This window comes from Pseudomonas sp. CAM1A (assembly GCF_047501685.1).
Classification (GTDB): Bacteria; Pseudomonadota; Gammaproteobacteria; order Pseudomonadales; family Pseudomonadaceae; genus Aquipseudomonas.
Genome location: NZ_JBFNXP010000002.1, coordinates 57189 through 83267 on the forward strand (window position 1 = coordinate 57189; position 26079 = coordinate 83267).

Below are 26079 nucleotides of genomic sequence, written 5' to 3' on the forward strand. Positions count from 1 at the left end.
CCTTTCCGCCCTTACGGCGGGTCCCTTTTTGAAGCATCAAAAAGGAACCAAAAAATGCTCGCTCCATTCATCCGGCCCTGCGCTTCGCTCCGGGTCCCCTCACTCCGGCCTTGCTCCCGGGAGGACCGCGCTGAACGCCCCATCCTGGGGCGCAGCGCTTGACGGGCATCCATGCCCGTCACCTCCCTTCGCAAGGCCTGCGTTCGGCCTCCTGAAGTCGCGAAGTTACGGGCGGCGCCTGGGCTGGTGCAGCTATCGCTAGTGGCTGTTTGGTGAACTCTTGATCGCCATCGCGGGCTTGCTCGCAATCCGGGTCTTGCCCGGCCATGCTTGTTCATTTCCAGGTAAGACATTTCCGAACCTGAAACCAAATGCTTCAGCCAGCAAAGCTTGGGAACTATCCTACGCGCTTGCCGGAAGCTGCTGCGTTGTCGGGGAAATACCCCACGGATAACTTCACTGGGTCGCCACACCAGGTGACCGGGTGTGAGAACCCGAGGCGTAAAGTATCGGCAATCCAGTTATGGCAGCCGTGCCCGGGCAGACTTCGGTCTGGCCGAGTTTCTCTTGCGCCTCGGTTTCTCACCCCGTGCACGGCTGCCACCCTTTGTCCTGTGAGATGCCAAGTTCATTGCTTCATGGTTGCCGTACGCGGGCAGACTTCGGTCTGACCGGCTTCAGTGCGTCGGTTTCTCACCCCGCGTACGGCGGCCACCTGCTCGTTGAGAAAGATCGAGATGGGCAGTGCCTCCAGTCAACCCCGCAAATCACTCGGCAGGAAATCCCGCTCCGGCTCGTAATCCAGCTTCAGATACCCCGCCAATTCACGCAGGTCATCCGGGCTCAAACTGCCGGCCTGCTGCTTGAGCCGCAGGCTGTCGACGATGTACGCATAGCGCGAGACGTTGTAGTCGCGCACCGCGTTGTACAGGTCGCGCTGGGCATCGAGGATATCGACGATGTTGCGGCTGCCCACCTCATACCCCGCCTCGGTGGCCCGCAACGAGCCCTGGCTGGAGATAATGCTCTGGCGCCGCGCGCGCACCTGCTCGACATCGCTGACCACCGCTCGGAAGGCGTTGCGTGAACCTTCCAGCACCTCGCGCTCGAGGCTGGTGCGGCCGTACTCGGTGCGTGCCAGCTCATGGGTGGCCTGGCGCACCCGCGCGCTGGTGCCGCCGCCGCTGAACAGCGGCAGCTTCATCTGCACCATCACCGAGCTGTCGCGCTGGTTGCCCGGGCGCTGGCCGAAGTGCGCGCTGGAGTCCATCAGGTCGCTGTCGCCCTCGGCGTAGCCCATGGCCAGGTTGAACGTGGGCAGGTGATCGGCCTTGCTGCTGCGCAGGGTCTGGCCGGCCTGGCTGACGGCGGCCTGGCTGGCGCGCAGGCGCAGGTTCTGTGCCATGGCCTGTTCGACCCAGGCGTCGGCGCGCTCGGGCACCGGCGCCTGCACCGGCAGGCTGTGGCGGATCCCGGCCAATGCCGGCTGGGCCTGGCCGGTCAGGCGCATCAGTGCCTGGTAGGCGTCCTCGCTGCGGCGCTGGCTGTCGATCAGGTTGGCGCTGGCGCGGTCGAAGCTGGCCTGGGCCGAGAGCATGTCGTTCTGGTCGGACAGGCCGGCGTCGTAGCTCAGCCGGGTCTGTTGCAACTGGCGGTCGAAGGCGCGCAGCTCGGCCTTGGCGGTGGCCAGGTTGTCCTCGGCCAGCAGGGTGTCGAAGTAGCTGCTGGCGGTGTCGAGGATCAGCTGCTGCTGGAACGCCGAGAAGTCCAGTTCGGCCTGTTCGTTCTCCGATTGCGCGGCCTTGAAGTCGAACCAGCGGCTCAGGTCGAACAGTGGCTGGTCGAGGCTCAGGCGGTACAGGCTGCCGCTGCGCTGCTCGACCTGGCGGCGGTCGCTGCGCACGTCGCCGGCCTCGGCATCCAGGGCCACCTGCGGCAGCAGGCGGGCGCGGGCCAGGGGCACGGCCTCGCGGCGGGCCAGGTAGTTCTCGCGGGCGGCGGCCATGTCGCTGTTGTGCTCGACCACCTGGGCGTACACCGACATCAGCGTCGCACGGTCGGCGGCAACGGCCTGGGCCAGGGGCGCCAGCAGCAGCAGGGGCAGAAGGGTCTTACGTAGCATGTCGTTTCTCTTTATTCGGGCCGGCCGCTCCCAGGGGCAGCCGATCACGGCTGCCACAGGGGAGGGCGGGCTAAAGGGTCAGGCCGGCTGGGTGTAGGCGGCCAGTTCCTGCAGGCGTGGGTCTTCGCTGGCGCGGTGGTCCTTGGCCAGCAGCGAGTACACGGTGGGCAGGATGAACAGGGTGAACAGGGTGCCGACCAGCATGCCGATGACGATCACCAGGCCCAGGCTGAAGCGGCTGTGGGCACCGGCGCCGCTGGCCAGCAGCAGCGGCACCAGGCCCACCACCATGGCTGCGGTGGTCATCAGGATGGGGCGCAGGCGGATCTGCGCGGCGCGCTCGATGGCCGTGCGGCGGTCGAGCTGGTCGGCCTGCTGCAGCTCGTTGGCGAACTCGACCATGAGGATGCCGTGCTTGCTGATCAGGCCGACCAGGGTCACCAGGCCGATCTGCGTGTAGATGTTCACCGTGGCGTAGCCCAGGTACAGCGGGATCAGCGCGCCGCACACCGACATCGGCACGCTGACCAGGATCACCAGCGGGTCGCGCAGGCTTTCGAACTGTGCGGCCAGCACCAGGTAGATGACCAGGATGGCGAAGATGAACGTCACCACCAGGGCACTGCCTTCCTGGACGAACTGGCGGGCATCCGACAGCCAGTCATGGCTGAAGCCGGTGGGCAGGGCGTTGGCCTGGGCGGCGAGGAACTGCACCGCGTCGCCGATGCTCACGCCCGGCGCCGGCACTGCCTGCAGGGTGGCGGAGTTGAGCTGGTTGAACTGGGTCAGCTTGTTGGGCTCGATCGACATGTCGAAGCTGACCAGGGTCGACAGCGGCACCTGGGCGCCGTTGGCGGCCTTGACGTACTGGCCTACCAGCATCTCGGCCGACAGGCGCTGGGCCCGTGCCACCTGCGGGATCACGTCGTAGGAGCGGCCGTCGAGGGCGAAGCGGTTGACGTAGTTCTCGCCCACCAGCACCGCCAGGGCGTCGCCGATGGCCTGCATGCTGATGCCCAGGTCGTTGGCCTTGCTGCGGTCGATGTTGATGTTGACCAGCGGGCTGTTGAAGTCCAGGTCGCTGTCGACCACGGCGAACAGGCCGCTGGCCATGGCCGCCTGCTTGATCTTGTCCATGGCGTCGAACACCACGCGGTGGTCCTGGGAACTCTGGATCACCATCTGCACCGGCAGGCCGCCGGTGGAGCCGGGCAGTGGCGGCAGCTGGAAGGCGAAGATGGCCACGCCCTCGATCTCGCCCACGGCTTTCTGGATCTCGGCCTGCAGCTGGTCGGCGCTGCGCTGGCGCTTTTCCCAGGTGCTCAGGTTGGCGCCGCCGAAGGCGGTGCGCGGGCCGTCGTTGCCGTTGACCACCCAGGTGATGTCGGTTTCCGGGAAGGTGGCGAACAAGCGGTCCATGCGATGCGCGTACATCTGGGTGTAGTCGATGTTGGCGTACTGCGGGGCCTTGGCCACCGCCAGCACCTGGGCCTGGTCCTCGACCGGCGCCAGCTCGCGCTGGGCGCCGAGGTAGAGGATCGGCAGGCTGACGAATACCGCCGCGGCAATCGCCAGGGTCAACCAGCGGTGGTGCAGGGACACGTCCAGCACGCGGCCGTAGCCCTTGCCCAGCCACTGGAAGAAGCGCTCGGCGCCACGGGCCATCGGCCCTTCACTGGCCTGGCGGTTGAGCAGGAAGGCGCTCATCACCGGCGACAGGGTCAGCGCCACCACACCGGACACCACCACGGCGCCGGCGAGGGTGAAGGCGAACTCCTTGAACAGCGCGCCGGTCAGCCCACCCATCAGGCCGATGGGGGCGTACACCGCGGCCAGGGTCAGGGTCATGGCGATCACTGGGCCTGCGATCTCGCGGGCACCGACCAAGGCTGCCTGCAACGGCGACTTGCCTTCCTCGATATGGCGGTGGACGTTCTCCACCACGACGATGGCGTCGTCCACCACCAGGCCGATGGCCAGGACCATCGACAGCAGCGTCAGCAGGTTGATGCTGAAACCGAACAGGCTCATGATCGCCGCCGCGCCGATCAGCGACAGCGGGATGGTCACCAGCGGGATCAGCACGCTGCGCAGCGAGCCGAGGAACAGGAAGATCACCACGGCGACGATCACCACGGCTTCGATCAGGGTCTTGACCACTTCATCGATGGACGCCTGGATGAAGCGCGCCACCTCGAACACGATGTTGGCGGTCATGCCCGGCGGCATGGTCTCGCGGATCTGCGGCATCATCTCCTGCACCGCACCGACGATGGTCAGCGGGTTGCCGGCGGGGGTGGCGTGCAGGCCGATGAACACCGCCGGCTCGCCATCCATGATGCCGCTGGTGTCGTAGGAGGTGGCGCCGAGTTCGGCGGTGCCGATGTCGCTCAGGCGGATCAGCGTGTCGCCGTCGCGGCGCACCACCATCTGGCGGAACTGGTCGACGCTGGTCAGGTCGGTGTTGATGTTGATGTTGGCCGAGACGTACTGGCCCTTGGTCTGGCCGGGGGCGGCCTGGAAGTTGTTCTGGCGGATGGCCTCGGCCACGTCGCTGGCCGAGAGGTTGCGCGCGGCCATGCGCGCCGGGTCCAGCCACAGGCGCATGGCCAGCTTCTGGCCGCCGAGGATCTGCGCCTCGGCCACGCCGTCGATGGCCGCCACGCGGGGCTGCACCACCCGCGAGATGTAGTCGGTGATCGCCGGCAGGCCGATGTCCTTGCTCGAGAAGCCGACGTAGATCACCGCCGTGCCTTCGCCGGAGGACTTGGCCACCACCGAGTCGTAGGCGCCTTCGGGCAGGCGGTACTTGACCTGGTTGACGGCGGCCATGATCTCGGTGAGGGCCTTGTTGGAGTCGGCGTTGAGCTTCAGGCGCACGCTGATGACGCTCTTGCCCTGGGTCGAGGTCGAGCTCAGGTAGTCGACGCCGTCGACCGAGGCCACGGCTTGCGAGATGGGCTGGGTGACGAAGCCCTGCATCAGTTGCGAGCGGGCGCCGGGGTATTCGGTGGTGATGGTGATGGTCGCGCTTTCCAGCTGCGGGTACTGGCGGATCGGCAGGTTCAGCAGCGCCAGCAGGCCAAGCATGACGATCATCGCGCAGACCACCAGGGTCAGTACCGGGCGGCGGATGAACAGGTCGGTGAATTTCATGGTGCTACAGGTCCTTTTCAGTGGCACGCAAACCCATTACTGCTGGGCCAGGTCCGGCTTGCGCGTGGTGCTGGCGGCCAGGGTGTCTTCGGTGACCCGCACCGGCATGCCGTTGCTCAGGCGGATCTGTCCGGACACCACCACGCGGTCGCCCGGCGTCAGCGCATCGAGCACCACCACACGGTCGTCGCGGCGCGCGCCGAGCTTGACGAATACCTGCTCCACGCGCAGGGCGCCGTCCTTCTCGCGCAGCACGTACAGCGAGTTGCCATAGGCGCTGTAGCTGATCGCCGTTTCCGGCACGCTCAGTACATCGGCGTGGCTCGGCAGTTCGATGCTGACGTTGGCGAACATACCTGGCTTGAGTTGCTGGCCAGGGTTGTCGAGGGTCGCCTGCACCTGCATGGAGCGGGCGCCCGGGTCGATCTGCGGCTCCAGGGTGGTGACCGCGGCGACGAAGCGCTGCTGCGGCCAGGCGTCGACCTTGAGGGTGATGGCCTGGCCTGCCTGCAGGGCGGCGGCGGACTGCTCGGGGAGCGGGAAGTTGACGTGCAGGCGCGACAGCTCGGTGAGGGTCACCAGGCTGTCGCCGGGGCTGACGTACTGGCCGAGGTTGACCTTGCGAATGCCCAGCACGCCGGCGAACGGGGCGCGGATGGTCTTCTGCGCGATCTGCGCCTGGACCTGGGCGATCTCGCCGAGCAGCTGGTCGTAGTTGGCCTGGGCCTGGTCCAGCTGGGCTTGGGTAGAGGCCAGCGGCAGCACCTTGCGCGTGCGCTCCAGGGCCAGCTTGGCGTTCTTGGCCTGGGCCTGCAGCTTGGCCAGCTCGCCGCGCTCGGGCGCGTCGTTGAGCTTGACCAGCACCTGGCCTGCGGCCACGGCCTTGCCGGCGGTGAACTCCAGCGCGGTGATGCGCCCGCCGACTTCCGGCGAGACATTGACCTGGTGCACGGCCTCCAGGGTGCCGACGGCGCTGAGCACCTGCGGCATCGGGCCGGACTGCACGCGGGCGATCGCCACCGGGGTGGCGTTGGCCTGGGCGGCGGGGGCATCGTTGGCCACTACCACCGGGGCGGGCAGCAGGGCCATGGCCAGCAACGACAGGGAGGTGCCGGCGGCGATCCAGTAACGGTTTTTCATTGGGCGGCTCCTTGTGCCTGGTTCTGGTTGGCACGGACCTGGATGAAGGTCTGGCGCAGTTGCTCGAGGCTCAGGGCGCCGGGGACCAGGTAGCGGCCGTCGATCACCAGGCTCGGCACCGAGCTGATACCGAGGCGCCGGCCCTGGGCCAGTTCTTCCTCGAGCATCTGCGGCGCCTGCTGGTCGAATGCCGTGGCGAAGGCCTGCGGGTCGAAACCGGCCTCGGCGGCCACTGCCAGCACGGTGGCGCGGTCACCGATGTTGCGGGCCTGCACCAGGTGGGCTTCCTGCAGGCGGTCGAACATGCGCTCGTGGCCTTCGTTGCCGCCCAGGGCCTTGGCGGTCTGGCAGGCGAGGCCGGCGAGCAGGCCGGTAGGGTACTCGAAGTCCTGCTGGCGCATGGCTTCGATGTCGATGCGCTTGACGTCCTCGGCGCGCGAGCACGACAGCCAGTGGCTGAGGATGGTTTCCTTGGCTTTTGGCATCGAACCGAAGCGCTCGACCATTGCCTCGCGGCTGGTCTGCAGGATGAAGCTGCGGTGCTGCACGTCCAGGTTCAGTTCGTCCTGCAACTGTTTCAGACGCGGGGCGAGGACGAAGCACCAGCCGCAGACGACATCGTGGAAGAATTCGACTTTCAGGGGTGACATGGCAGTGATCCGGTTTCAGGGAGGGATGGCCGCACTATCCACAGCGCCCCGACAAGAAAAAAGCGACAAAAGTGCCGCAAACCCTCTCATCCCCTTCATCGATGGCCGCCCGGCCCGGCCGCGAGCGGGTAGAATGGCGCTTTTGCCTGACCGTAGCCGACATGAGCCCAACCATCGCCACCCTCGAGCAGCACCTGCTCGCCGCCCTCGATCCCGCCCCCGAGGAAACCCGCCGCCTGTTCCACGGCCGTGGCCGTTGCTGGCCGGGGCTGGAACAGATCACCGTCGACTGGCTCGATGGCGTGCTGCTGGTGGCGCTGTTCCGCGAGCCGCCCGAGGGCCAGTTGGCCGAGCTTGAAGCGATGCTGATGGCGCTGGCCGAGCGCCCGCAGTGGAGCGGCCAGGCCATCCTGCTGCAGCACCGCTACCTGCCGGACAGCCCCGGCCAGTGGCTGTGGGGCGCGCCGTGCCAGCAGCGCGAGGTGGTCGAGGATGGCCTGAAATATCTGCTCGACCTGGGCGTGCGCCAGAACAACGGCCTGTTCCTCGACATGCGCTATGGCCGGCGTTGGGTGCGCGAGCAGGCGGGCGGCAAGCGCGTGCTCAACCTGTTCGCCTACACCTGTGGCTTCTCGGTGGCGGCGATCGCCGGCGGCGCCGAGCAGGTGGTCAACCTGGACATGGCCAAGTCGGCGCTGTCCCGTGGCCGCGACAATCACCGGCTCAATGGCCATGACGCCTCGCGGGTGGCGTACCTGGGGCATGAGCTGTTCAAGTCGTGGGGCAAGGTGCGCAAGTACGGGCCGTACGACCTGATCATCATCGACCCGCCGACCTTCCAGCGCGGCAGCTTCGTGCTGACCCAGGACTACGCCAAGATCCTTCGGCGTTTGCCGGAGCTGCTGAATGAAGGCGGCACGGTGCTGGCCTGCGTCAACGATCCGGGGATCGGGCCGCAGTTTCTCATCGAGGGGATGGCCGAGCAGGCGCCGGGGCTGGTGTTTGTCGAGCGGCTGGAGAATCCGCCGGAGTTTCCGGATGCGGATCCGGAGGGTGGCCTGAAGGCGTTGGTGTTCCGCCAGCAGGCCTGACCCTTATTGATACTGGAAGGTGCGTGGGAGCGGGCTTGCCCCGCGATGGCGACGGAGGCAACGACAGTGTTGCCTGGGCTGGCTCTATCGCGGGGCAAGCCCGCTCCCACGAGCCGCTACCACAGAACCGCGCCCTCAGGTCTGACCCTGAGAGCGGCGGTTACTTGTTGGTATAGATCTGGTCGAACACGCCACCGTCATTGAAGTGGGTCTTCTGCACGGTGCGCCAGTCGCCGAAGGTCTTCTCCACCGACAGGAAGTCGACTTTCGGGAAGCGGTCGGTGTACTTGGCCAGCACGGTGGCGTCACGCGGGCGCAGGTAGTTGTTCGCGGCGATCTCCTGGGCCTCCGGTGACCACAGGTACTTCAGGTATTCCTCGGCCACGGCCTGGGTGCCTTTCTTGGCCACCACCTTGTCGACCACGCTTACCGGCGGCTCGGCCTCGGCCGACACGCTCGGGTAGACCACCTCGAACTGGTCGCGGCCGAACTCGCGGGCGATCATCTCGGCCTCGTTCTCGAACGTTACCAGCACATCGCCGATCTGGTTGGTCATGAAGGTGGTGGTGGCGGCGCGGCCGCCGGTGTCCAGCACCGGCGCCTGCTTGAACAGCTTGCCGACGAAGTCGCGGGCCTTGCTTTCGTCACCGCCCTGCTTGAGCACGTAGCCCCAGGCCGAGAGGTAGGTGTAGCGGCCGTTACCGGAAGTTTTCGGGTTGGGCACGATCACCTGCACGCCGTCCTTGAGCAGGTCGGGCCAGTCCTTCAGCGCCTTGGGGTTGCCCTTGCGCACGATGAACACGGTGGCCGAGGTGAACGGCGCGCTGTTGTTCGGCAGGCGGCTTACCCAGTTGTCCGGTACCAGCTTGCCGTTGTCGGCCAGGGCATTGATGTCGGTGGCCATGTTCATGGTGATCACGTCGGCCGGCAGGCCGTCGATCACCGCGCGCGCCTGCTTGCTCGAGCCGCCGAAGGACATCTGCAGGTTGACCTTTTCGTTGTGCTCCTTCTCCCAGTGCTTCTGGAACGCCGGGTTGTAGTCCTTGTAGAAGTCGCGCATCACGTCGTAGGACACGTTGAGCAGGGTAGGGGCGGCCTGGGCGAGGTTGCCCAGGGCCAGGCCCGCGGCGAGCAGCGAGGCGCTGAAGAGTTTTTTCACTGGGGGCATTCCTTGTTCTGATTCAAAGGGTTGGCGATATGCCAGCGACTATAGCGTTTGGCGCTTTGGTGGCTAAAGATCAAATGGCTCTTTGCTTATGCTTGCCCTGCGTTGGGGACGCTGCCTATTGCTTTGGAAACAACGCATTGCCACAGCGCGAACAGAACGCCGCGCCATGCTCGTGGTGGTGCTTGGCGCAGGTCGGGCAGTCATGCTGCAACTGCTCGCCGCGCAGGGCATTGGCCAGCTCGGCGGTGAAAATCCCGGTGGGCACGGCGATGATCGAGTAACCGGTGATCATCACCAGCGACGACAGCACCTGGCCCAGTGGCGTCTTCGGCACGATATCGCCAAAGCCCACGGTGGTGAGGGTGACGATGGCCCAGTAGATGCCTTTGGGAATGCTGGTGAAACCGTGCTCCGGTCCTTCGATCACATACATCAGCGTGCCGAACACGGTGACCAGGGTCGACACGCTGACCAGGAACACGATGATCTTCTGCTTGCTGCCCTGCAGCGCTGCCAGCAGGTAATGGGCCTGCTTGAGGTAGGGGCTGAGCTTGAGCACGCGGAAGATCCGCAGCATGCGCACCACGCGGATGATCAGCAGGTACTGGGCGTCGCTGTAGTACAGGGCGATGATCCCCGGCACGATCGCCAGCAGGTCGACCAGCCCGTAGAAGCTGAAGGCATAGCGCAGCGGCTTGGGCGAGCAGTACAGGCGGGTGATGTACTCGGCGAGGAAGATCGCCGTGAAACCCCACTCGATTCCGGCCAGCAGCCCGGCGTAGTTCTGGTGAACGTCGTCGATGCTGTCGAGGATCACCGTGACCAGGCTGGCGAGGATGATCAGCAGGAGCATCTTGTCGAAGCGCCTTCCAGCCGTGGTGTCGGTCTGGAAGACGATGACGTAGAGCCGCTCGCGCAGGCTCGAAGGGTTGTCCATGGGCGCGTTCCATTGTGCGAATGGGCAGAGCCTAGGGGCTGTGTTTCAGCTGTGCAAGCGAGGCGCGTTGCGGCGCTGGTTGAGCTGGGCCAGGTGGTTGCCCAGGTGCATCAGCCAGCAGGCGGTGACGAACGGCGCGGTCAGCCCGGCGATCGGCAACAGGTTGAACAGCGGCTGCAACAGCAGGGCGCAGGCGATGGCGAGCAAGGTCACCCAGGGTTTCTCGCCCTGGCGGCTGAAGGCCAGGGCCGCCAGGGCGGCGTTGAAGCCATACAACCCCAGCCACGCGGCCTGCGTTTCCCCCGCCAGCAGCGCGACGCCGCCACCGATGGCCGAGCCGATCAGCGCCCAGGTGGCGGCATAGGGGTTGGCGAAGTACATGCCAATGACGACCAGCAGGCCGGCCATGGGCTTGTCGAGCAGGAATATCTGCCCCACGCCGCGCAGCAGGGCATACACAGGGTCGGCTTCGACATAGCCGTTGGCCGACGGTTCGGCCAGCAGCAGGGTGGCCCAGCCCAGCAGTACGAACGGCGCGGTGTAGGCGATCAGCAGCTTGCCGCCGCGCTTGCGCCACTGGTGGGTGAGCATGCTCGACAGGCCGCCAGCGGCGATGATCAGCGGTGGCAGGATCGCCGACCAGGGCAGTACGGCGCTGATCAGGACACCGATCAATACGCCATTGTAGCAGTACAGCCCGGCCTGGCGGTCGGCGCGGTCGTAGCCGCGGCGCTGGGCGGTAAGCAGGCCGGCCAGGGCGCCGAGCAGGGCGCCGCCGACCAGGTTCGGCGCGGTCAGCAGGATGGCCAGCAGGCAGCACAGGCCGCACAAGGGGTTGCGCAGCAGCAGCACCTGGCTGAAGCCGTTGAGCAAGGCCGTGGCCCAGTCGGGGCACGGGTTGACGAAATTCTTGGTGTACATGGGCAGTCGGCAAGGTGGGTGGGGGAGCGGTGGGCCTCTTTGGGCCGCGGTTTTCCGCAGGTCCAAGGTACAGTCATCGCGGGGGAAGTCGGGTCGCCGCATCGCCGCTCCCACGTTCGATCGTCAATGGCGGGGGAGAGCGTGGGAGCGGCGATGCGGCGACCCGACTTGCTCCGCGATTTTTTCAGATCAGACCAACGTCTCGATCCGCAGCGTATTAGTCGAACCCGGCTTGCCGAAAGGCACACCGGCGGTGATCAGCAGCGTGTCGCCACGGCTGGCCATGCCTTGGGCCTGGGCGATCTCCAGCGCCGTAGAGACGACTTCGTCGACCTGGCGCAGGCGGTCGTTGACCACCGAGTGCACGCCCCAGGCCACGCTCAGGCGGCGCGCGGTGTTCAGGTTCGGCGTCAGGTTGAGGATCGGCGCCCGTGGCCGCTCGCGGGCGGCGCGTAGGGTGGAATTCCCCGACTCGCTGTAGTTGACCAGCACCGCCACCGGCAGGATGCCGCTGATGCGGCGGATGGCGCAGCTGATGGCGTCCGACACTGTGGCTTCGGCCTTGGGCCGGCCAACGTCGAGCTGGGCCTGGTAGTCCGGGCCGTTCTCCACCTGGCGGATGATCTTGCTCATCATCTGCACGGCTTCCAGCGGGTAGTCGCCCGAGGCGGTCTCGGCCGACAGCATCACCGCATCGGCGCCTTCGGCCACGGCGTTGGCCACGTCGGTGACCTCGGCGCGGGTCGGTGCCGGGGAGAAGCGCATCGACTCGAGCATCTGCGTGGCCACCACCACCGGCTTGCCCAGCTGACGGCAGGTATTGATGATGCCCTTCTGGATCTGCGGCACGCTCTCGGCCGGCACTTCCACACCCAGGTCGCCACGGGCGACCATGATCGCGTCGGACAGCTCGGCGATGGCCTGCAGCTGCTCGACCGCCGAGGGTTTCTCGATCTTGGCCATCAGGTAGGCGCGGTCGCCGATCAGCTCGCGTGCTTCGAGGATGTCTTGCGGGCGCTGCACGAACGACAGGGCCACCCAGTCCACGCCCAGCTCGAGGCCGAAGGTGAGGTCGCGGCGGTCCTTTTCGGTGAGCGGGGAGAGCTCGAGCACTGCCTGCGGCACGTTGACGCCCTTGCGGTCGGACAGCTCGCCGCCGGCCAGCACTTCGGTGTCGATGGCGTCGCTGTGCTTGGCGGTCACCCGCAGGCGCAGCTTGCCGTCATCGAGCAGCAGGTCCATGCCGGGCTCCAGCGCGGCGATGATCTCCGGGTGCGGCAGGTTCACGCGGCGGTTGTCGCCCGGGGTCTTGTCCAGGTCCAGGCGCAGGGCTTGGCCGCGTTGCAGTTGCACCTTGCCGTCGGCAAAGCGGCCGACGCGCAGCTTCGGACCCTGCAGGTCCATGAGGATGCCCAGCGGGTAGTTGAGCTGCTGCTCGACTTCGCGGATCCACTGGTAGCGCAGGGCGTGGTCGGCGTGTTCGCCGTGGCTGAAGTTGAGGCGGAAGATGTTCACCCCGGCCTCGACCAGCTGGCGGATGTCATCGATGCCCTTGATCGCAGGCCCGAGGGTGGCGAGGATTTTTACTTTTTTATCAGGCGTCATGAGGGGTCGGTCTCGAGGATCAGGATGGCGCGGAAGTCGTTGACGTTGGTGCGGGTCGGCTCGGTGACGATCAGCGCGTCGAGCGCGGCGAAGTAGCCGTAGCCGTTGTTGTCGTCCAGCTCATCGCTGGCCGACAGGCCCAGGGCCTCGGCGCGGGCGTGGCTGTCCGGGGTCATGAAGGCGCCGGCGTTGTCTTCCGAACCGTCGATGCCGTCGGTGTCGCCGGCCAGGGCGTACACCCCCGGCAGGCCCTTGAGGTTTTCGGTGAGGCTGAGCAGGAACTCGGCGTTGCGCCCGCCACGGCCGTTGCCGCGCACGGTGACGGTGGTCTCGCCGCCGGAGAGGATCACGCAGGGTGCCTTCAGCGGCTGGCCGTGCAGGACGACCTGGCGGGCGATGCCGGCATGCACCTTGGCCACCTCGCGCGACTCGCCTTCCAGGTCGCCGAGGATCAGCGGGCTGAAGCCGGCCTGGCGGGCTTTCACCGCGGCGGCCTCGAGCGATTGCTGGGGCCTGGCGATCAATTGGAAGTGGCTTCGGGCCAAGGCCGGGTCGTCGGCCTTGACGGTTTCCGACGCCGGGTTGTTGAGCCAGTCGATGACGGCCTTGGGCGCTTCGATGTTGTAGCGCTTGAGGATCGCCAGTGCGTCGGCGGAGGTGCTCGGGTCGGCCACGGTGGGGCCGGAGGCGATGACCGTGGCCAGGTCGCCGGGCACGTCGGAAATTGCATAGGTGTAGACGGTGGCCGGCCAGCAGGCCTTGGCCAGCCGCCCGCCCTTGATCGCCGAGAGGTGCTTGCGCACGCAGTTCATCTCGCCGATGGTGGCGCCGGATTTCAGCAGGGCCTTGTTGATCTGCTGCTTGTCGGCCAGGGTCAGGCCTGCGGCGGGCAGGGCCAGCAGGGCCGAGCCACCGCCGGAGAGCAGGAAGATGACGCGGTCGTCTTCGTTCAGGTTGCTGACCAGGTCGAGCACGCGCTTGGCCACGGCCAGGCCGGCGGCGTCGGGGACCGGGTGGGCGGCTTCGACCACCTCGATCTTCTGGCAGCTGGCGCCGTGGCCGTAGCGGGTGACCACCAGGCCGGAGACTTCGCCCTGCCAGCTTTTCTCGACCACTTCGGCCATGGCGGCGGCGGCCTTGCCGGCGCCGATGACGATGACCCGGCCGCTACGGTCGGCGGGCAGGTGGGGTTCGAGGACCTGACGGGGGTGGGCGGCGGCGATGGCTGTGTCGAACAGCTCGCGCAGGAATTTTTGTGGATCGACCGACATGGCAGGCTCCCAGATTCTTGTTGTTCTGCACAATCGAAAACGCCCCTGGAACTGCCTCCGTGCAGGCCGAACCAGGGGCGGGTGTTGCTCGGGGTCACCTCATGGACCTGTGGTTGCAGGTTCATCGGTGTTGGCCGCATCGCGGATGAATCCGCTCCTACAGGACGATCGGTCCATGCATTGCGATCGAATCAACCTGTAGGAGCGGATTTATCCGCGAAGGGCAGGTACAGGTTTACTTGTCGTCGCGGATCGAGAAGTTGGCCATGTGCTCCAGGCCCTTGATCAGCGCCGAGTGGTCCCAATTGCCGCCACCCAGGGCCTGGCAGGTGTTGAACACTTGCTGGGCATTGGAGGTGTTGGGCAGGTTGATGCCCAGCTCCTTGGCGCCTTGCAGGGCCAGGTTCAGGTCCTTCTGGTGCAGGTTGATGCGGAAGCCTGGGTCGAAGGTGCCCTTGATCATGCGCTCGGCATGCACTTCGAGGATCTTCGACGAGGCGAAACCGCCCATCAGCGCTTCACGTACCTTGGCCGGGTCGGCGCCGTTCTTGGCGGCGAACAGCAGGGCTTCGGCAACGGCCTGGATGTTCAGGGCGACGATGATCTGGTTGGCGACCTTGGCGGTCTGGCCGTCGCCGTTGCCGCCGACGCGGGTGATGTTCTTGCCCATGGCTTCGAACAGCGGCAGGGCACGTTCGAAGGCTTTCGGGCAACCGCCGACCATGATGCTCAGGGTCGCGGCCTTGGCGCCGACTTCGCCGCCGGACACCGGTGCGTCCAAGTAGGCGGCGCCGGTGGCCTTGATCCTCTCGGCGAAGGCCTTGGTGGCGGTAGGCGAGATCGAGCTCATGTCGATCACCACCTTGTTCGGGCCCACGCCTTCGGCGACGCCGTTTTCACCGAACAGCACGCTTTCGACCTGTGGGGTGTCGGGCACCATGACGATGATGAATTCAGCTTCCTGGGCCACTTCCTTCGGGTTGGCCAGGGCAACGCCGCCAGCGGCGATCAGGTTGGCCGGAGCTGCGTCGTGGTGGGTCGAAACGAAGATGCTGTGACCTGCTTTTTGCAGGTTCTGGGCCATGGGGTTGCCCATGATGCCGGTGCCGATGAAACCGATTTTAGCCATGAGAGATTACCTCGTTGTAATTGTTGAATCTCGATGGAGCAGGCGGGGCAGGCCTTTCAGGATCGGGCCTGCGCTCGGCCTTCAGATTGCGTTGTGCGTCTTCAGCCAGCCCAGGCCAGCCTCGGTGGTGGTCTTGGGCTTGTACTCCGCGCCCACCCAGCCCTGGTAGCCGATGCGGTCCAGGTGCTCGAACAGGAAGCGGTAGTTGATCTCGCCGGTGCCCGGCTCGTGGCGGCCCGGGTTGTCGGCCAGCTGCACGTGGTTGATCAGCTTCAGGTTGGTTTCCAGGGTGCGCGCCAGGTCACCTTCCATGATCTGCATGTGGTAGATGTCGTACTGCAGGAACAGGTTGTCGCTGCCCACTTCGGCCTGGATTTCCAGGGCCTGTTTCGTGGTGTTCAGGTAGAAGCCCGGGATGTCGCGGGTGTTGATCATTTCCATGACCAGGCGGATGCCGGCGGCCTTGAGCTTGTCGGCGGCGTAGCGCAGGTTGTCTACGAAGGTCTTGCGCACGGTGGCGCAGTCCAGGCCCTCGGGGCGAATGCCGGCCAGGGCGTTGACCTGGGTGTTGCCCAGCACCTTGGCGTACTCGATGGCCTTGTCGACGCCGGCGCGGAACTCTTCGACGCGGTCGGGGTGGCAGGTGATACCGCGCTCACCTTTCGACCAATCGCCCGCAGGCAGGTTGAACAGCACCTGGGTCAGGCCATGGGCGTCGAGCTGCTGCTTGATCTCGGCGGCGCTGAAATCGTATGGGAAGAGGTATTCGACGCCGCTGAAACCAGCGTCGGCGGCGGCCTTGAAGCGGGCCAGGAAGTCCTGTTCGGTGAACAGCATGGACAGGTTGGCGGCGAAGCGAGGCATAAGTCGTCTCCTTGCATTGAGTGCCCCCGCGCGCGGCGCGGGGGCGTCAGGCGATCAGTCCAGCAGCGAGATGGCGGTCGGCGCGTCGTTGCCGACCAGGGCGAGGTCTTCGAACTCGTTGACCGCGTTGATCTCGGTGCCCATGGAAATGTTGGTCACGCGCTCGAGAATCACTTCGACCACCACCGGTACGCGGAACTCTTCGGCCATCTTCTGCGCCTTGAGCAGGGCAGGGGCGATCTCGGCCGGTTGGAACACGCGGATGGCCTTGCAGCCCAGGCCTTCGACCACGGCGACGTGGTCGACACCGTAGGTGGCGGCGTCGGTGGAGTTGATGTTCTCGAACGCCAGTTGTACACAGTAATCCATGTCGAAACCACGCTGCGCCTGGCGGATCAGGCCGAGGTAGGCGTTGTTCACCAGCACGTGGACGTATGGCAGGTTGAACTGCGCGCCCACTGCCAGTTCTTCGATCATGAACTGGAAGTCGTAGTCACCGGACAGCGCGACGACCTTGCGCTTCGGGTCGGCCTTGACCACACCGAGGGCTGCAGGGATGGTCCAGCCCAGCGGGCCGGCCTGGCCGCAGTTGATCCAGTGACGTGGCTTGTACACGTGCAGGAACTGCGCGCCGGCGATCTGCGACAGGCCGATGGTGCTGACGTAGGTGGTGTCCTTGCCGAACACTTCGTTCATTTCCTGGTACACGCGCTGCGGCTTGACTGGGACGTTGTCGAAATTGGTCTTGCGCTGCAGGGTAGCCTTGCGTTCCTGGCAGTCTTCCAGCCAGGCCTTGCGGCACTTGAGCTTGCCTGCGGCTTTCCATTCGCGGGCCACTTCGAGGAACACGTCCAGGGCCTTGCCGGCGTCGGAAACTATCCCTAAGTCTGGGGTGAACACGCGGCCGATCTGGGTCGGTTCGATGTCCACGTGCACGAACTTGCGGCCTTCGGTGTAGACGTCGACGGAACCGGTGTGGCGGTTGGCCCAACGGTTGCCGATACCGAACACCAGGTCGGACTTGAGCATCGTCGCGTTACCGTAGCGGTGCGAGGTCTGCAGGCCGACCATGCCGACCATCAATTCGTGATCGTCCGGGATGGTGCCCCAGCCCATCAGGGTTGGCACTACCGGTACGCCGGTCAGTTCGGCGAACTCGACCAGCTTGTCGCTGGCGTCGGCGTTGATGATGCCGCCGCCGGCTACCAGCAGCGGGCGCTCGGCGTCATTGAGCAGGGCCAGGGCTTTCTCGGCCTGTACGCGGGTGGCGGCTGGCTTGTTGATCGCCAGTGGCTCGTAGGCGTCGATGTCGAACTCGATCTCGGCCATCTGCACGTCGAACGGCAGGTCGATCAACACCGGGCCTGGGCGGCCGGTGCGCATTTCGTAGAAGGCCTTCTGGAAGGCGTAGGGCACCTGGCCCGGTTCCAGTACGGTGGTCGCCCACTTGGTCACCGGCTTGACGATGCTGGTGATGTCGACGGCCTGGAAGTCTTCCTTGTGCAGGCGGGCACGCGGGGCTTGGCCGGTGATGCAGAGGATCGGGATCGAGTCGGCCGAGGCGCTGTACAGGCCGGTGACCATGTCGGTGCCGGCGGGGCCGGAGGTACCGATGCACACGCCGATGTTGCCCGGGTTGGCGCGGGTGTAGCCCTCGGCCATGTGCGAGGCGCCTTCGACGTGGCGAGCGAGGACGTGATCGATGCCACCGACTTTTTTCAGGGCCGAGTACAGCGGGTTGATCGCGGCGCCGGGGATGCCGAACGCGGTATCTACACCTTCACGGCGCATGACCAGAACGGCTGCATCGATTGCTCTCATTTTGCTCATGGTTTGTGCCTCATCGATTTTGTAATTGTATACAACTTGCGTTGCGGCAGAGTGTATTCATGGTCGACGCAAAAGGTCAATCCATTTTCGTCGGCGGGTTTGACTTGCTGGTCATGGCGAAAAAGGGCGGCATTTCGTCGCAGTGAGACACATTGGATTAGAAAATTGTATACAAACAGTGTCTTTGTTGTGTTCTATCGTGTCTATTGGTTTTCAACTGCCCTCAGGGCTTCTCACAACAAGAAGAGGACCTTTTCATGAACGCATTGACCCTCGAACAGGCCGTGGGCGTGGTAAATGCCGCGTTGGCCGCAGGCCGCAAGATCAACGCCGCGCCCTTGACCGTGGCGGTGCTCGACGCCGGCGGGCATCTGCTGGCATTGCAGCGCGAGGACGGCGCCAGCTTGCTGCGCCCCGAGGTGGCCATTGGCAAGGCCTGGGGCGCGGTGGCGCTGGGCAAGGGGTCGCGCCTGCTGGCGCTGGACTCGCAGCAGCGACCGGCGTTTTATGCTGCGCTGAACGGGCTCGGCGAGCGACCGGTGGTGCCGGTGCCAGGGGGCGTGCTGATCCGCGATCAAGAGGGCAAGGTGCTGGGGTCGGTGGGGATCAGCGGGGATACGTCGGATATCGACGAGCAGTGCGCAATCAATGCGATTGAAGAGGTGGGGCTGACGGCGGATGCCGGGGTGGCTGCCTGATCAGGGATTAGAACTATCGCGGGGCAAGCCCGCTCCCACGACCTGGATTTTTCCCTAACGTATTTGAATGCTTAGGGCAGTTCAGATCGTGGGAGCGGGCTTGCCCCGCGATTGCGATGGCTCAGGCTACCTCTGGCTCGCAGCCCTTCAGTACCAGGCGGATGATGGTCTCGGCGGCCGCGTCATAGTCGCTGTCGGCCAGCTTGGCCTTGCCGGTCACCACGGCGATCTGCCAGTCGAAATCCGCATAGGTTTGCGTCGCTGCCCAGATGCTGAACATCAGGTGGTGCGGGTCGACGTGGGCGATCTGGCCGCGCTCGATCCAGCGCTGGATGCACTCGATGTTGTGGCGGGCCTGCTCGTTGAGCTGCTCGACCTGGCGCGGCGACAGGTGCGGCGCGCCATGCATGATCTCGCTGGCAAACACCTTGGAGGCGTGGGGCAGGTCGCGGGAGATACGGATCTTCGAGCGGATGTAAGCGCTGAGCACCTCTTTCGGATCACCGTCGGCGTTGAACGGCGTCGAGGCCTGCATGATCGGCGCGATGATGCTCTCGAGCACCTCGCGGTAGAGGTTTTCCTTCGACTTGAAGTAGTAGTACACGTTCGGCTTGGGCAGGCCGGCCTTGGCCGCGATATCGCTGGTCTTGGTGGCGGCGAAGCCCTTGTCGGCGAATTCTTCACTGGCTGCGCGCAGGATCAGTTCCTTGTTGCGCTCGCGAATGGTGCTCATTGTCGGGAATCTTCCTCGGGTCTGGCCCCTCCATGAGGGGTCCGGCATGGTAGCACCCGCTCGGATGGGCGCTCAAGGCAGCGTCTTTGGGCTAGAATCCCGGCCATTCGAACCTACTGGAAACATTTTGACATGGCAGGAAGCAGCTTACTGGTATTGATCGACGATATCGCCACGGTACTCGATGATGTCTCGGTGATGACCAAGGTCGCGGCGAAGAAGACCGCCGGGGTGCTGGGCGACGATCTGGCGCTCAACGCCCAGCAGGTCACTGGTGTGCGCGCCGAACGCGAGATCCCGGTGGTCTGGGCGGTGGCCAAGGGCTCGCTGGTGAACAAGGCGATCCTGGTGCCGGCGGCGTTGCTGATCAGCGCGTTCATTCCCTGGGCGGTGATTCCGCTGTTGATGGTTGGTGGCGCCTACCTGTGCTTCGAGGGCTTCGAGAAGCTGGCGCACAAGTTCCTGCACAGCAAGGCCGAGGACGACGCGCAGCACGAGGCGCGCAAGGCGGCCGTGGCCGACGAGCAGGTCGACCTGGTGGCCTTTGAGAAGAGCAAGATCAAGGGCGCGGTGCGCACCGACTTCATTCTCTCCGCCGAGATCATCGCCATCACCCTGGGCACCGTGGCCGATGCGCCGTTGAGCCAGCAGATCATCGTGCTGTCGGGGATCGCCATCGTCATGACCCTGGGGGTGTATGGCCTGGTGGCCGGCATCGTCAAGCTCGATGACCTGGGGCTGTGGATGACCAAGAAAGCCTCGGCGCTGAGCCAGGCGGTGGGCAACGGCATCCTGCGCGCCGCGCCGTACATGATGAAAAGCCTGTCGGTGATCGGTACCGCGGCGATGTTCCTGGTCGGTGGCGGCATCCTGGTGCACGGCATCGCGCCGCTGCATCACGCCATCGAGGCGTTCAGCGAAGGACGGGGCGGGGCGTTGACCGGGGCACTGCTCAATGGTGTGGCGGGGGTGATTGCGGGGGGTGTGGTGCTGGCGGTGGTGAGCGTCGTCGGCAAGTTGTGGCAGGAGCTGCGCCCTGCGCATTGAGTAGCGCAGGGCGTGGGAGCGGGCTTGCCCCGCGATAGCGATCGCGGGGCAAGCCCGCTCCCACGTCAGACAGAGCCTGAGCGCTGTGTGATCAGAAGTGCACTTTCACCAGGAAGCTCATGGTGTTCTGATCGGTAGTGAAGGCATCGCTGTCCTTGATGCCGTACTTGTTCTTCCAGTAGTCGTACTCGATACCCACGTACAACTGCTTCTCGCCCAGGTGCAGCGCTTTGCCCAGGTCGTACTTGACCTGCGGGTTGAAGTGCAGGTTCGCCTGGTAGGTGCCGCGGCGGTTTTCGTCGTTGTCCACCACCCAGTCCATGAAACCGTCGATCAGGATGTCGGACGAACCCACGGGGATGGTGTAGGACCACACCGGGGTGATCTGCCAGACGTTGTCGCCTGGGCGGCTGCCGTCGGTGGTGCGCTGGTAGAAGTTCAGCTGGAAGTAGTCGAAGCCGGGGATCGCCAGGTCGAAGCCGGGGCCGATCAGGTAGGACTCGGTGTCACCCTCGCCGAACTCGTAGGTCATGGCCAGCAGCACGTCCTTGACCGGGCCGAACTCGAGCTTCTGGTCGAAGATCTTGCCGAACGACAGGCGCGGGCTGAACTCACCATAGTAGGTGTTCGGGCCGTTGCTGGCGTCCTTCTTGCCCTGGTAGAAGATCTTGTCGAAGAAGAAGAAGTTGTCGCCGTACTTCCACGCATCGGCGTGCTCGAAGGTGACCGTCTGCTGGGTCTCGGGGTTGACCTTGAAGTTCTTGCCCCACAGGTAGGTCAGGCTGTTGTTCTGCCATTGCAGCAGGTCACCGGCTTGGCTGGCGCCGCAGGCCAGCAGGCCACCGGCGAGAATCAGGCTATTGATGGTACGCATTGCGTGTGTCGCTCCCTTGAGTTGGATCTGTTGTCAGCGCTCGGGCGCTGTTCTTGTCTTTTGGGTCAGCTTTTTTCACTTGGCCACAGCTGTTTGGCAAGAGCTGCGCCAACTTTTCCTCGTTGGGCACAACCATCCTGCTCGACGTCTTTCTGAACGGATGAAATAGGTATTTCACGCTGGCAACACGTTGGCCAACCGCCCGGAAACATTGACTGGGCGGTCAGCAAACGCGGGCGGGATCCTTCCCGCCCCGATCGAGGGGGCGCGCAGATTACTCACTTGCGCGCCGGGCCTCAAGTGCTCCGTCCTGGAGCACAGTGGTGCAAATTTGGGCGTTCGGTCAGTTTTTCAGAAGTGCACCTTCACCAGGGCGCTGGCCACACTCTGGTTGCTGTCCACGTTGCCGCGGCTGTCGATGCCGTACTTGTCCTTCCAGTAGCTGTATTCGAAGCCGACGTAGAGCTGCTTGGCGCCCAGGTTAAGGGCCTTGCCCAGGTCGTATTTGACCTGTGGGTTGAACTGCAGGTTGGCGTGGTAGGTACCGCGGCGAGTCTGGTCGTTGTCGACCACCCAGTCGATGTAGCCGTCGATCAGGATGTCGGACTTGCCCACCGGGATGGTGTACGACCAGGCCGGGGTGATCTGCCAGACGTTGTCGCCGGGGCGGCTGCCTTCGGTGTTGCGCAGGTAGAAGTTGAGGGTGAAGTAGTTGAAGCCGGGCACGTTCAGGTCGAAGCCGGGGCCGATCAGGTAGGCCTCGTTGTCGCCCTCGCCACGCTCGTAGGTCATGGCCAGCAGCACATCCTTGATCGGACCGAAGGCCAGGTTGCGCTCGAAGATCTTGCCGAACGACAGGCGCGGGCTGAACTCACCGTAGTAGGTGGTCACGCCTTTGCCGGGGTCGGCCTTGCCGTTGTAGAAGATCTTGTCGACGAACAGGAAGGTGTCGCCGTACTTCCACTTGTTGGCGTGCTCGAAGGTGATGGTCTGCTGGATATCGGGGTTGACCTTGAAGTCCTTGCCGTACAGGTAGCTCAGGCTTTCGCCGTGCCACTGCAACCATTCGCCGGCATGGGCGGGGAGGGTGGCCAGCAGGCTGCTGCCCAGCAGGACGGAGGTGGTGATGCGCTTCATGTTGTGATTCCCGGACTTATTGTTTTTGTAAGGGCTTTTTCGGCGCGCAGGCGCCCCGGGCGGCCCATTCCGGCGGGCCGACGGTACTGCGTTACCACAGGGTTGAAGCGGGGCGGCCAGGACGGCGCCGCCCCTGGTCACTCAATGCTGGTGACAGGCATCGTTATGCGCGGCGCGGTCGGCGCCGCCGAGGATGTTGAATAGCAGGTTCAGCACCAGGGCGCTGAGGGTGGCCATGGCGATACCACTGTGGGTGATCGGTTCCATCCACTGCGGCATCTGCGCGAAGAACTCCGGGCGCACCACCGGGATCAGGCCGAAGCCGACGCTGACCGCGACCAGCAGCTGGTTGCGCCGGTCGGAGATGTCCGCTTCCTGGAGGATCTTGATCCCGGTGGCGGTGACCATGCCGAACATGGCGATGGACGCGCCGCCCAGTACCGCGGGCGGGATCGAGGCGATCAGGAACGCCGCCTTGGGCAGCAGGCTGAGCAGGATCAGCAGCGCGCCGGCCATTACCGTGACGTAGCGGCAGCGCACCCCGGTCATCTGCACCAGGCCGATGTTCTGGGCGAACGAGGAGTGGGTGAAGGTGTTGAAGAGGCCGGCGATGAACGACGCGCCGGCATCGCACAGCAGGCCGCGCCGCAGCATGCCCGGCGTTACTTCACGGTCGGTCACCTTGCCCAGGGCCAGGAACATGCCGGTGGACTCGACGAAGATGATCACCACCACCAGGCACATCGACAGGATCGGCGCCAGGCTGAAGGTCGGCATGCCGAAGTGCAGGGGAGTGACCACCTGCAGCCACGGCGCCTCGCTCAGGCCCGACAGGTCGACCATGCCGATGGAGCCGGCCAGGATGTAGCCCAGGCCCATGCCCACCAGTACCGACACGTTGACCCAGAAGCCGCGCATGAATCGGTTGATCAGCAGGATCACCGCCAGCACCAGGCCGGCGACCATCAGGTAGATCGGCGCGCCGAAGGCTTGCGCCTCATGGCCGCCGCCGGCCCAGTTGACCGCCACCGGGAACAGCGACAGGCCAATGGAGGTGATGACCGTGCCAGTCACCAGTGGCGGGAAGAAGCGCACGACCTTGGACATGAACGGCGCGATCAGCATGCCGAAGAACCCGGCGGCGATGGTCGCGCCGAAGATCCCCTGCAGGCCGACGCCAGGCATGCCGGCCATGGCCACCATGCTGCCAACGGCGGCGAAGCTGGCGCCCATCATGACCGGCATGCGAATGCCGACCGGGCCGATACCGAAGGATTGGATGATGGTGGCAACGCCGGCGACCAGCAGGTCGGCGTTGATCAGGAAGGCGACTTCTTCGCGGGACAGGCCCGCCGCCTGGCCGATGATCAGCGGCACCGCGATGGCGCCCCCGTACATCAGCAGAACGTGTTGCAGACCTACCAGGATCAGCTGGAACAAGGGCAGGGGCTGTCGTGGCGGCGCAACAGGGATGTACGCCTTGGGTGACTCGGACATGCAGCACCTCGAGTTTTGTTTTTATTCTCGGATCCAAGCGGGCGGCTTCACGTGGCAGGCTCCGGTGAAGGAGGCCGGGGTTCCCGCGTGAAGCCGAACGCTCGATGCTTGCTTGTTACATAGAGCTTGTAGTGAGGCCGGGCATACCGGCCTCATCGCGGGGCAAGCCCGCTCCCACGCAGTCGTGGGGTGTCTCAGTTGACCTGCGCGCCTTTGGCGATCCAGTCGCCGACCAGCTTGCGTTCCTCGACGGTCATCTGGGTGATGTTGCCCAGCGGCATGATCTGGCTGGCGACGGCCTGCGCCTGGATGCGCGCGGCCTGGGCCTGGATCTGTTGCGGGGTGTCGAACATCACGCCGCCAGGCGCGGCGCTGAACAGCGGGCTGGTCGGCTTGGCCGAGTGGCACACGGTGCAGCGTTCCTGGATGACGGTGTGGATCTTGTCGAAGGTTTCACCACCAGCCTGGGCTGTGGCTTGTGCAGGTGCCTCGGCGGGTGCCGCAGGTTTGGCGGCTTCCTCGGCGCGCAGTTCGGCGGCGGTTTTGCCGCCCACGGCGGTGGCTGGCAGCGGTTGGTACTCGACCTTGGCGGCGGCCTGCTCAGGAGCGGTCGGCAGCGGTTTTGGGCCGGTCACATAGGCCAGGCAGATCATCGCCAGGGCACCGACTGGCAGGGTCCAGGCGTACTTGTTGCTGTCGTGGCGGGTGTTGAAGTAGTGACGGATCAACACCGCGGCCACCGCGATCCCGGCCAGGATCAGCCAGTTGTACTGGCTGCCGTAGGTGCTCGGGAAGTGGTTGCTGATCATGATGAACAGCACCGGCAGGGTGAAGTAGTTGTTGTGGCGCGAGCGCAGCAGGCCCTTGGCCGGCAGGACCGGGTCGGGGGTCTGGTTGTTCTCGATCGCCGCCACCAGCTGGCGCTGCGCCGGCATGATGATGCGGAACACGTTACCGACCATGATGGTGCCGATGATCGCGCCAGTGTGCAGGTACGCGCCACGGCCGCTGAACACCAGGCTGAAGCCCCAGCAGGCGGCGATGATCAGCACGAACAGCACGCCGCCCAGCAGGGCCGGTTGCTTGCCCAGGGGCGAGTCGCACAGGAAGTCGTAGATGAACCAGCCGGCAACCAGCGAGCCGATACCGATGGCCACGCCTTCGGCACCACTCAAGGTGCTGCCGGGCGCCAGCAGGTAGAGGCTTGGGTTCCAGTAGAACACCACGCACAGTAAGGCGATCCCGGACATCCAGGTGAAGTAGGCTTCCCATTTGAACCAGTGCAGGTTCTCGGGCATTTTCGGCGGCGCAAGCTTGTATTTTTCCAGGTGGTAGATACCACCACCGTGGATGGCCCAGAGGTCACCCGACAACCCATCGCGCGGATTGCTTCGATTCAGGTGGTTCTCCAGCCAGACGAAGTAGAACGATGCACCGATCCAGGCCACGCCGGTGATCATGTGAACCCAGCGAATGCTCAGGTTCAGCCATTCGTGAAGGTGTGCTTCCACAGTATATACCTCTCGCCAGTCACCGTTCAGGGACTGCACGAAACACTTCTGCGCGGCGATCATGCTGCGTTGAAAACAGGCTCGGAATTCTCATTTGCAATGAGCAAACTCCGCTTCCTCGCCTGTTTTCGCCTTGCCTGATCGCCGCTCGAAGCATTTCGTACAGCCCCTCGGATGACCGACCCTTTCTTATTGGTGGGGATTGAGGATCAACATCTGTTCCTCGGGGAAGTAATGCTCATCGCAGTTGTTGCCGGAACCACTGCGATCAACCACCAGGAAGTCATCCCGCTTTTCGATCGTCAGCACCGGGTGGTGCCAGACGCCGCGATGGTAATTGATGCCCTGCCTGCCATTGCTGCGGAAGGCGCGGACCAAACCTGATACAGGTGCATCGCCAAGTGGCGCGACCACGATCAGAAAGGGGTTGCCGAGCAGCGGGATGAAAGCCTGGCTGCCCAGCGGATGGCGTTCCAGCATGCGCACGGTCAGCGGCATCTCCAGCGCGTCGGCGCGGAAGATGCTGATGATCGCCTTGTCTTCGGGCTCGGCGGTCTCGACCGTGGCGAGCTTGTGGAAGCGCATGGTCGAGCCGTTGTTGATCATGAAGTGGTCGCTGCCGTCGGTTTCGATCACATCACCGAAGGGGGCGAAAGCTTCTTTGGTCAGGGGCTCGATCATCAGGGTGCGCATGCGGT

21 protein-coding genes are annotated in these 26079 nt (G+C 65.0%); 3 read left to right on the forward strand and 18 right to left on the reverse strand.

Features of this window, described 5'->3' with window-relative positions:
• Positions 1 to 754 precede the first annotated feature (754 nt).
• From ABZO33_RS03950 to ABZO33_RS03965, 4 genes are all read right to left on the reverse strand, one after another.
• Positions 755 to 2122, reverse strand: coding sequence for a TolC family outer membrane protein (locus tag ABZO33_RS03950; protein WP_414534933.1), 1368 nt, complete (start codon positions 2120 to 2122; stop codon positions 755 to 757).
• Between the two features lie 78 nt (positions 2123 to 2200).
• Positions 2201 to 5278: a MexW/MexI family multidrug efflux RND transporter permease subunit gene (locus ABZO33_RS03955; RefSeq protein ID WP_414534934.1), complete on the reverse strand. Its 3078-nt coding sequence runs from the start codon at positions 5276 to 5278 to the stop codon at positions 2201 to 2203.
• Between the two features lie 36 nt (positions 5279 to 5314).
• On the reverse strand, positions 5315 to 6418 hold the full coding sequence (locus ABZO33_RS03960) for an efflux RND transporter periplasmic adaptor subunit (RefSeq protein ID WP_414534935.1): 1104 nt from the start codon (positions 6416 to 6418) through the stop codon (positions 5315 to 5317).
• On the reverse strand, positions 6415 to 7068 hold the full coding sequence (locus ABZO33_RS03965; RefSeq protein ID WP_414534936.1) for a DsbA family oxidoreductase: 654 nt from the start codon (positions 7066 to 7068) through the stop codon (positions 6415 to 6417). The genes ABZO33_RS03960 and ABZO33_RS03965 overlap by 4 nt, the downstream gene beginning before the upstream one ends.
• A gap of 161 nt (positions 7069 to 7229) precedes the next feature.
• Between ABZO33_RS03965 and ABZO33_RS03970 the strand changes: the two genes are divergently transcribed.
• Positions 7230 to 8159, forward strand: a complete 930-nt coding sequence (locus tag ABZO33_RS03970) for a class I SAM-dependent methyltransferase (RefSeq protein WP_414534938.1) — start codon at positions 7230 to 7232, stop codon at positions 8157 to 8159.
• A gap of 160 nt (positions 8160 to 8319) precedes the next feature.
• Here the strand turns inward: ABZO33_RS03970 and ABZO33_RS03975 are convergent, their stop codons facing one another.
• The 8 genes from ABZO33_RS03975 to gcl all read right to left on the reverse strand — a co-directional run bounded on the left by ABZO33_RS03975 (position 8320) and on the right by gcl (position 17884).
• Positions 8320 to 9318 (reverse strand): sulfate ABC transporter substrate-binding protein, encoded by a 999-nt coding sequence (locus ABZO33_RS03975; protein ID WP_414534939.1) that lies wholly within the window; start codon positions 9316 to 9318, stop codon positions 8320 to 8322.
• A gap of 124 nt (positions 9319 to 9442) precedes the next feature.
• Complete coding sequence (locus ABZO33_RS03980) at positions 9443 to 10264, reverse strand: ion transporter (protein ID WP_110739302.1); 822 nt, start codon at positions 10262 to 10264, stop codon at positions 9443 to 9445.
• 45 nt (positions 10265 to 10309) lie between these two features.
• Entirely contained in the window at positions 10310 to 11185 is an 876-nt protein-coding gene (locus ABZO33_RS03985; protein ID WP_414534940.1) for an urea transporter, read from the reverse strand.
• A gap of 189 nt (positions 11186 to 11374) precedes the next feature.
• Positions 11375 to 12790 carry a pyruvate kinase gene (pyk, locus tag ABZO33_RS03990; protein WP_367856657.1) on the reverse strand — a complete coding sequence of 472 codons (1416 nt, stop codon included), beginning with the start codon at positions 12788 to 12790 and terminating at the stop codon, positions 11375 to 11377.
• Positions 12787 to 14061, reverse strand: coding sequence for a glycerate kinase type-2 family protein (locus tag ABZO33_RS03995; protein WP_414534941.1), 1275 nt, complete (start codon positions 14059 to 14061; stop codon positions 12787 to 12789). The genes pyk and ABZO33_RS03995 overlap by 4 nt, the downstream gene beginning before the upstream one ends.
• Positions 14062 to 14296: 235 nt before the next feature.
• Positions 14297 to 15190, reverse strand: coding sequence for a 2-hydroxy-3-oxopropionate reductase (locus ABZO33_RS04000; protein ID WP_414534942.1), 894 nt, complete (start codon positions 15188 to 15190; stop codon positions 14297 to 14299).
• Positions 15191 to 15271: 81 nt separating this feature from the next.
• A complete protein-coding gene (gene hyi / locus ABZO33_RS04005) occupies positions 15272 to 16054 on the reverse strand; it encodes a hydroxypyruvate isomerase (protein ID WP_028692836.1) in 783 nt (260 codons plus the stop codon).
• Positions 16055 to 16108: 54 nt separating this feature from the next.
• On the reverse strand, positions 16109 to 17884 hold the full coding sequence (gene gcl, locus ABZO33_RS04010) for a glyoxylate carboligase (protein ID WP_217868969.1): 1776 nt from the start codon (positions 17882 to 17884) through the stop codon (positions 16109 to 16111).
• 257 nt (positions 17885 to 18141) lie between these two features.
• Between gcl and ABZO33_RS04015 the strand changes: the two genes are divergently transcribed.
• A complete protein-coding gene (locus ABZO33_RS04015) occupies positions 18142 to 18582 on the forward strand; it encodes a GlcG/HbpS family heme-binding protein (RefSeq protein WP_414534943.1) in 441 nt (146 codons plus the stop codon).
• Between the two features lie 121 nt (positions 18583 to 18703).
• Here ABZO33_RS04015 and ABZO33_RS04020 read toward each other — a convergent pair whose 3' ends face one another.
• The gene (locus ABZO33_RS04020; protein WP_023629827.1) at positions 18704 to 19315 is read right to left on the reverse strand and encodes a TetR/AcrR family transcriptional regulator; all 612 of its coding nucleotides are present in this window, start codon (positions 19313 to 19315) and stop codon (positions 18704 to 18706) included.
• Between the two features lie 132 nt (positions 19316 to 19447).
• Here ABZO33_RS04020 and ABZO33_RS04025 point away from each other — a divergent pair, with 132 nt between their 5' ends.
• Positions 19448 to 20362, forward strand: coding sequence for a DUF808 domain-containing protein (locus ABZO33_RS04025; RefSeq protein WP_414534944.1), 915 nt, complete (start codon positions 19448 to 19450; stop codon positions 20360 to 20362).
• Between the two features lie 91 nt (positions 20363 to 20453).
• On the opposite strand, the gene ABZO33_RS04030 is transcribed toward ABZO33_RS04025, so the two are convergent.
• The 5 genes from ABZO33_RS04030 to ABZO33_RS04050 form a co-directional block, all read right to left on the reverse strand.
• Positions 20454 to 21236, reverse strand: coding sequence for an outer membrane protein OmpK (locus ABZO33_RS04030; protein ID WP_102684649.1), 783 nt, complete (start codon positions 21234 to 21236; stop codon positions 20454 to 20456).
• A 351-nt stretch (positions 21237 to 21587) separates the two neighbouring features.
• Complete coding sequence (locus tag ABZO33_RS04035) at positions 21588 to 22373, reverse strand: outer membrane protein OmpK (protein WP_186715585.1); 786 nt, start codon at positions 22371 to 22373, stop codon at positions 21588 to 21590.
• A gap of 141 nt (positions 22374 to 22514) precedes the next feature.
• A complete protein-coding gene (locus ABZO33_RS04040; protein WP_414534945.1) occupies positions 22515 to 23870 on the reverse strand; it encodes a nucleobase:cation symporter-2 family protein in 1356 nt (451 codons plus the stop codon).
• 194 nt (positions 23871 to 24064) lie between these two features.
• Entirely contained in the window at positions 24065 to 25381 is a 1317-nt protein-coding gene (locus tag ABZO33_RS04045) for a urate hydroxylase PuuD (RefSeq protein WP_414534946.1), read from the reverse strand.
• A gap of 189 nt (positions 25382 to 25570) precedes the next feature.
• Entirely contained in the window at positions 25571 to 26074 is a 504-nt protein-coding gene (locus ABZO33_RS04050; RefSeq protein WP_023631381.1) for an ureidoglycolate lyase, read from the reverse strand.
• Between the last annotated feature and the right edge of the window lie 5 nt (positions 26075 to 26079).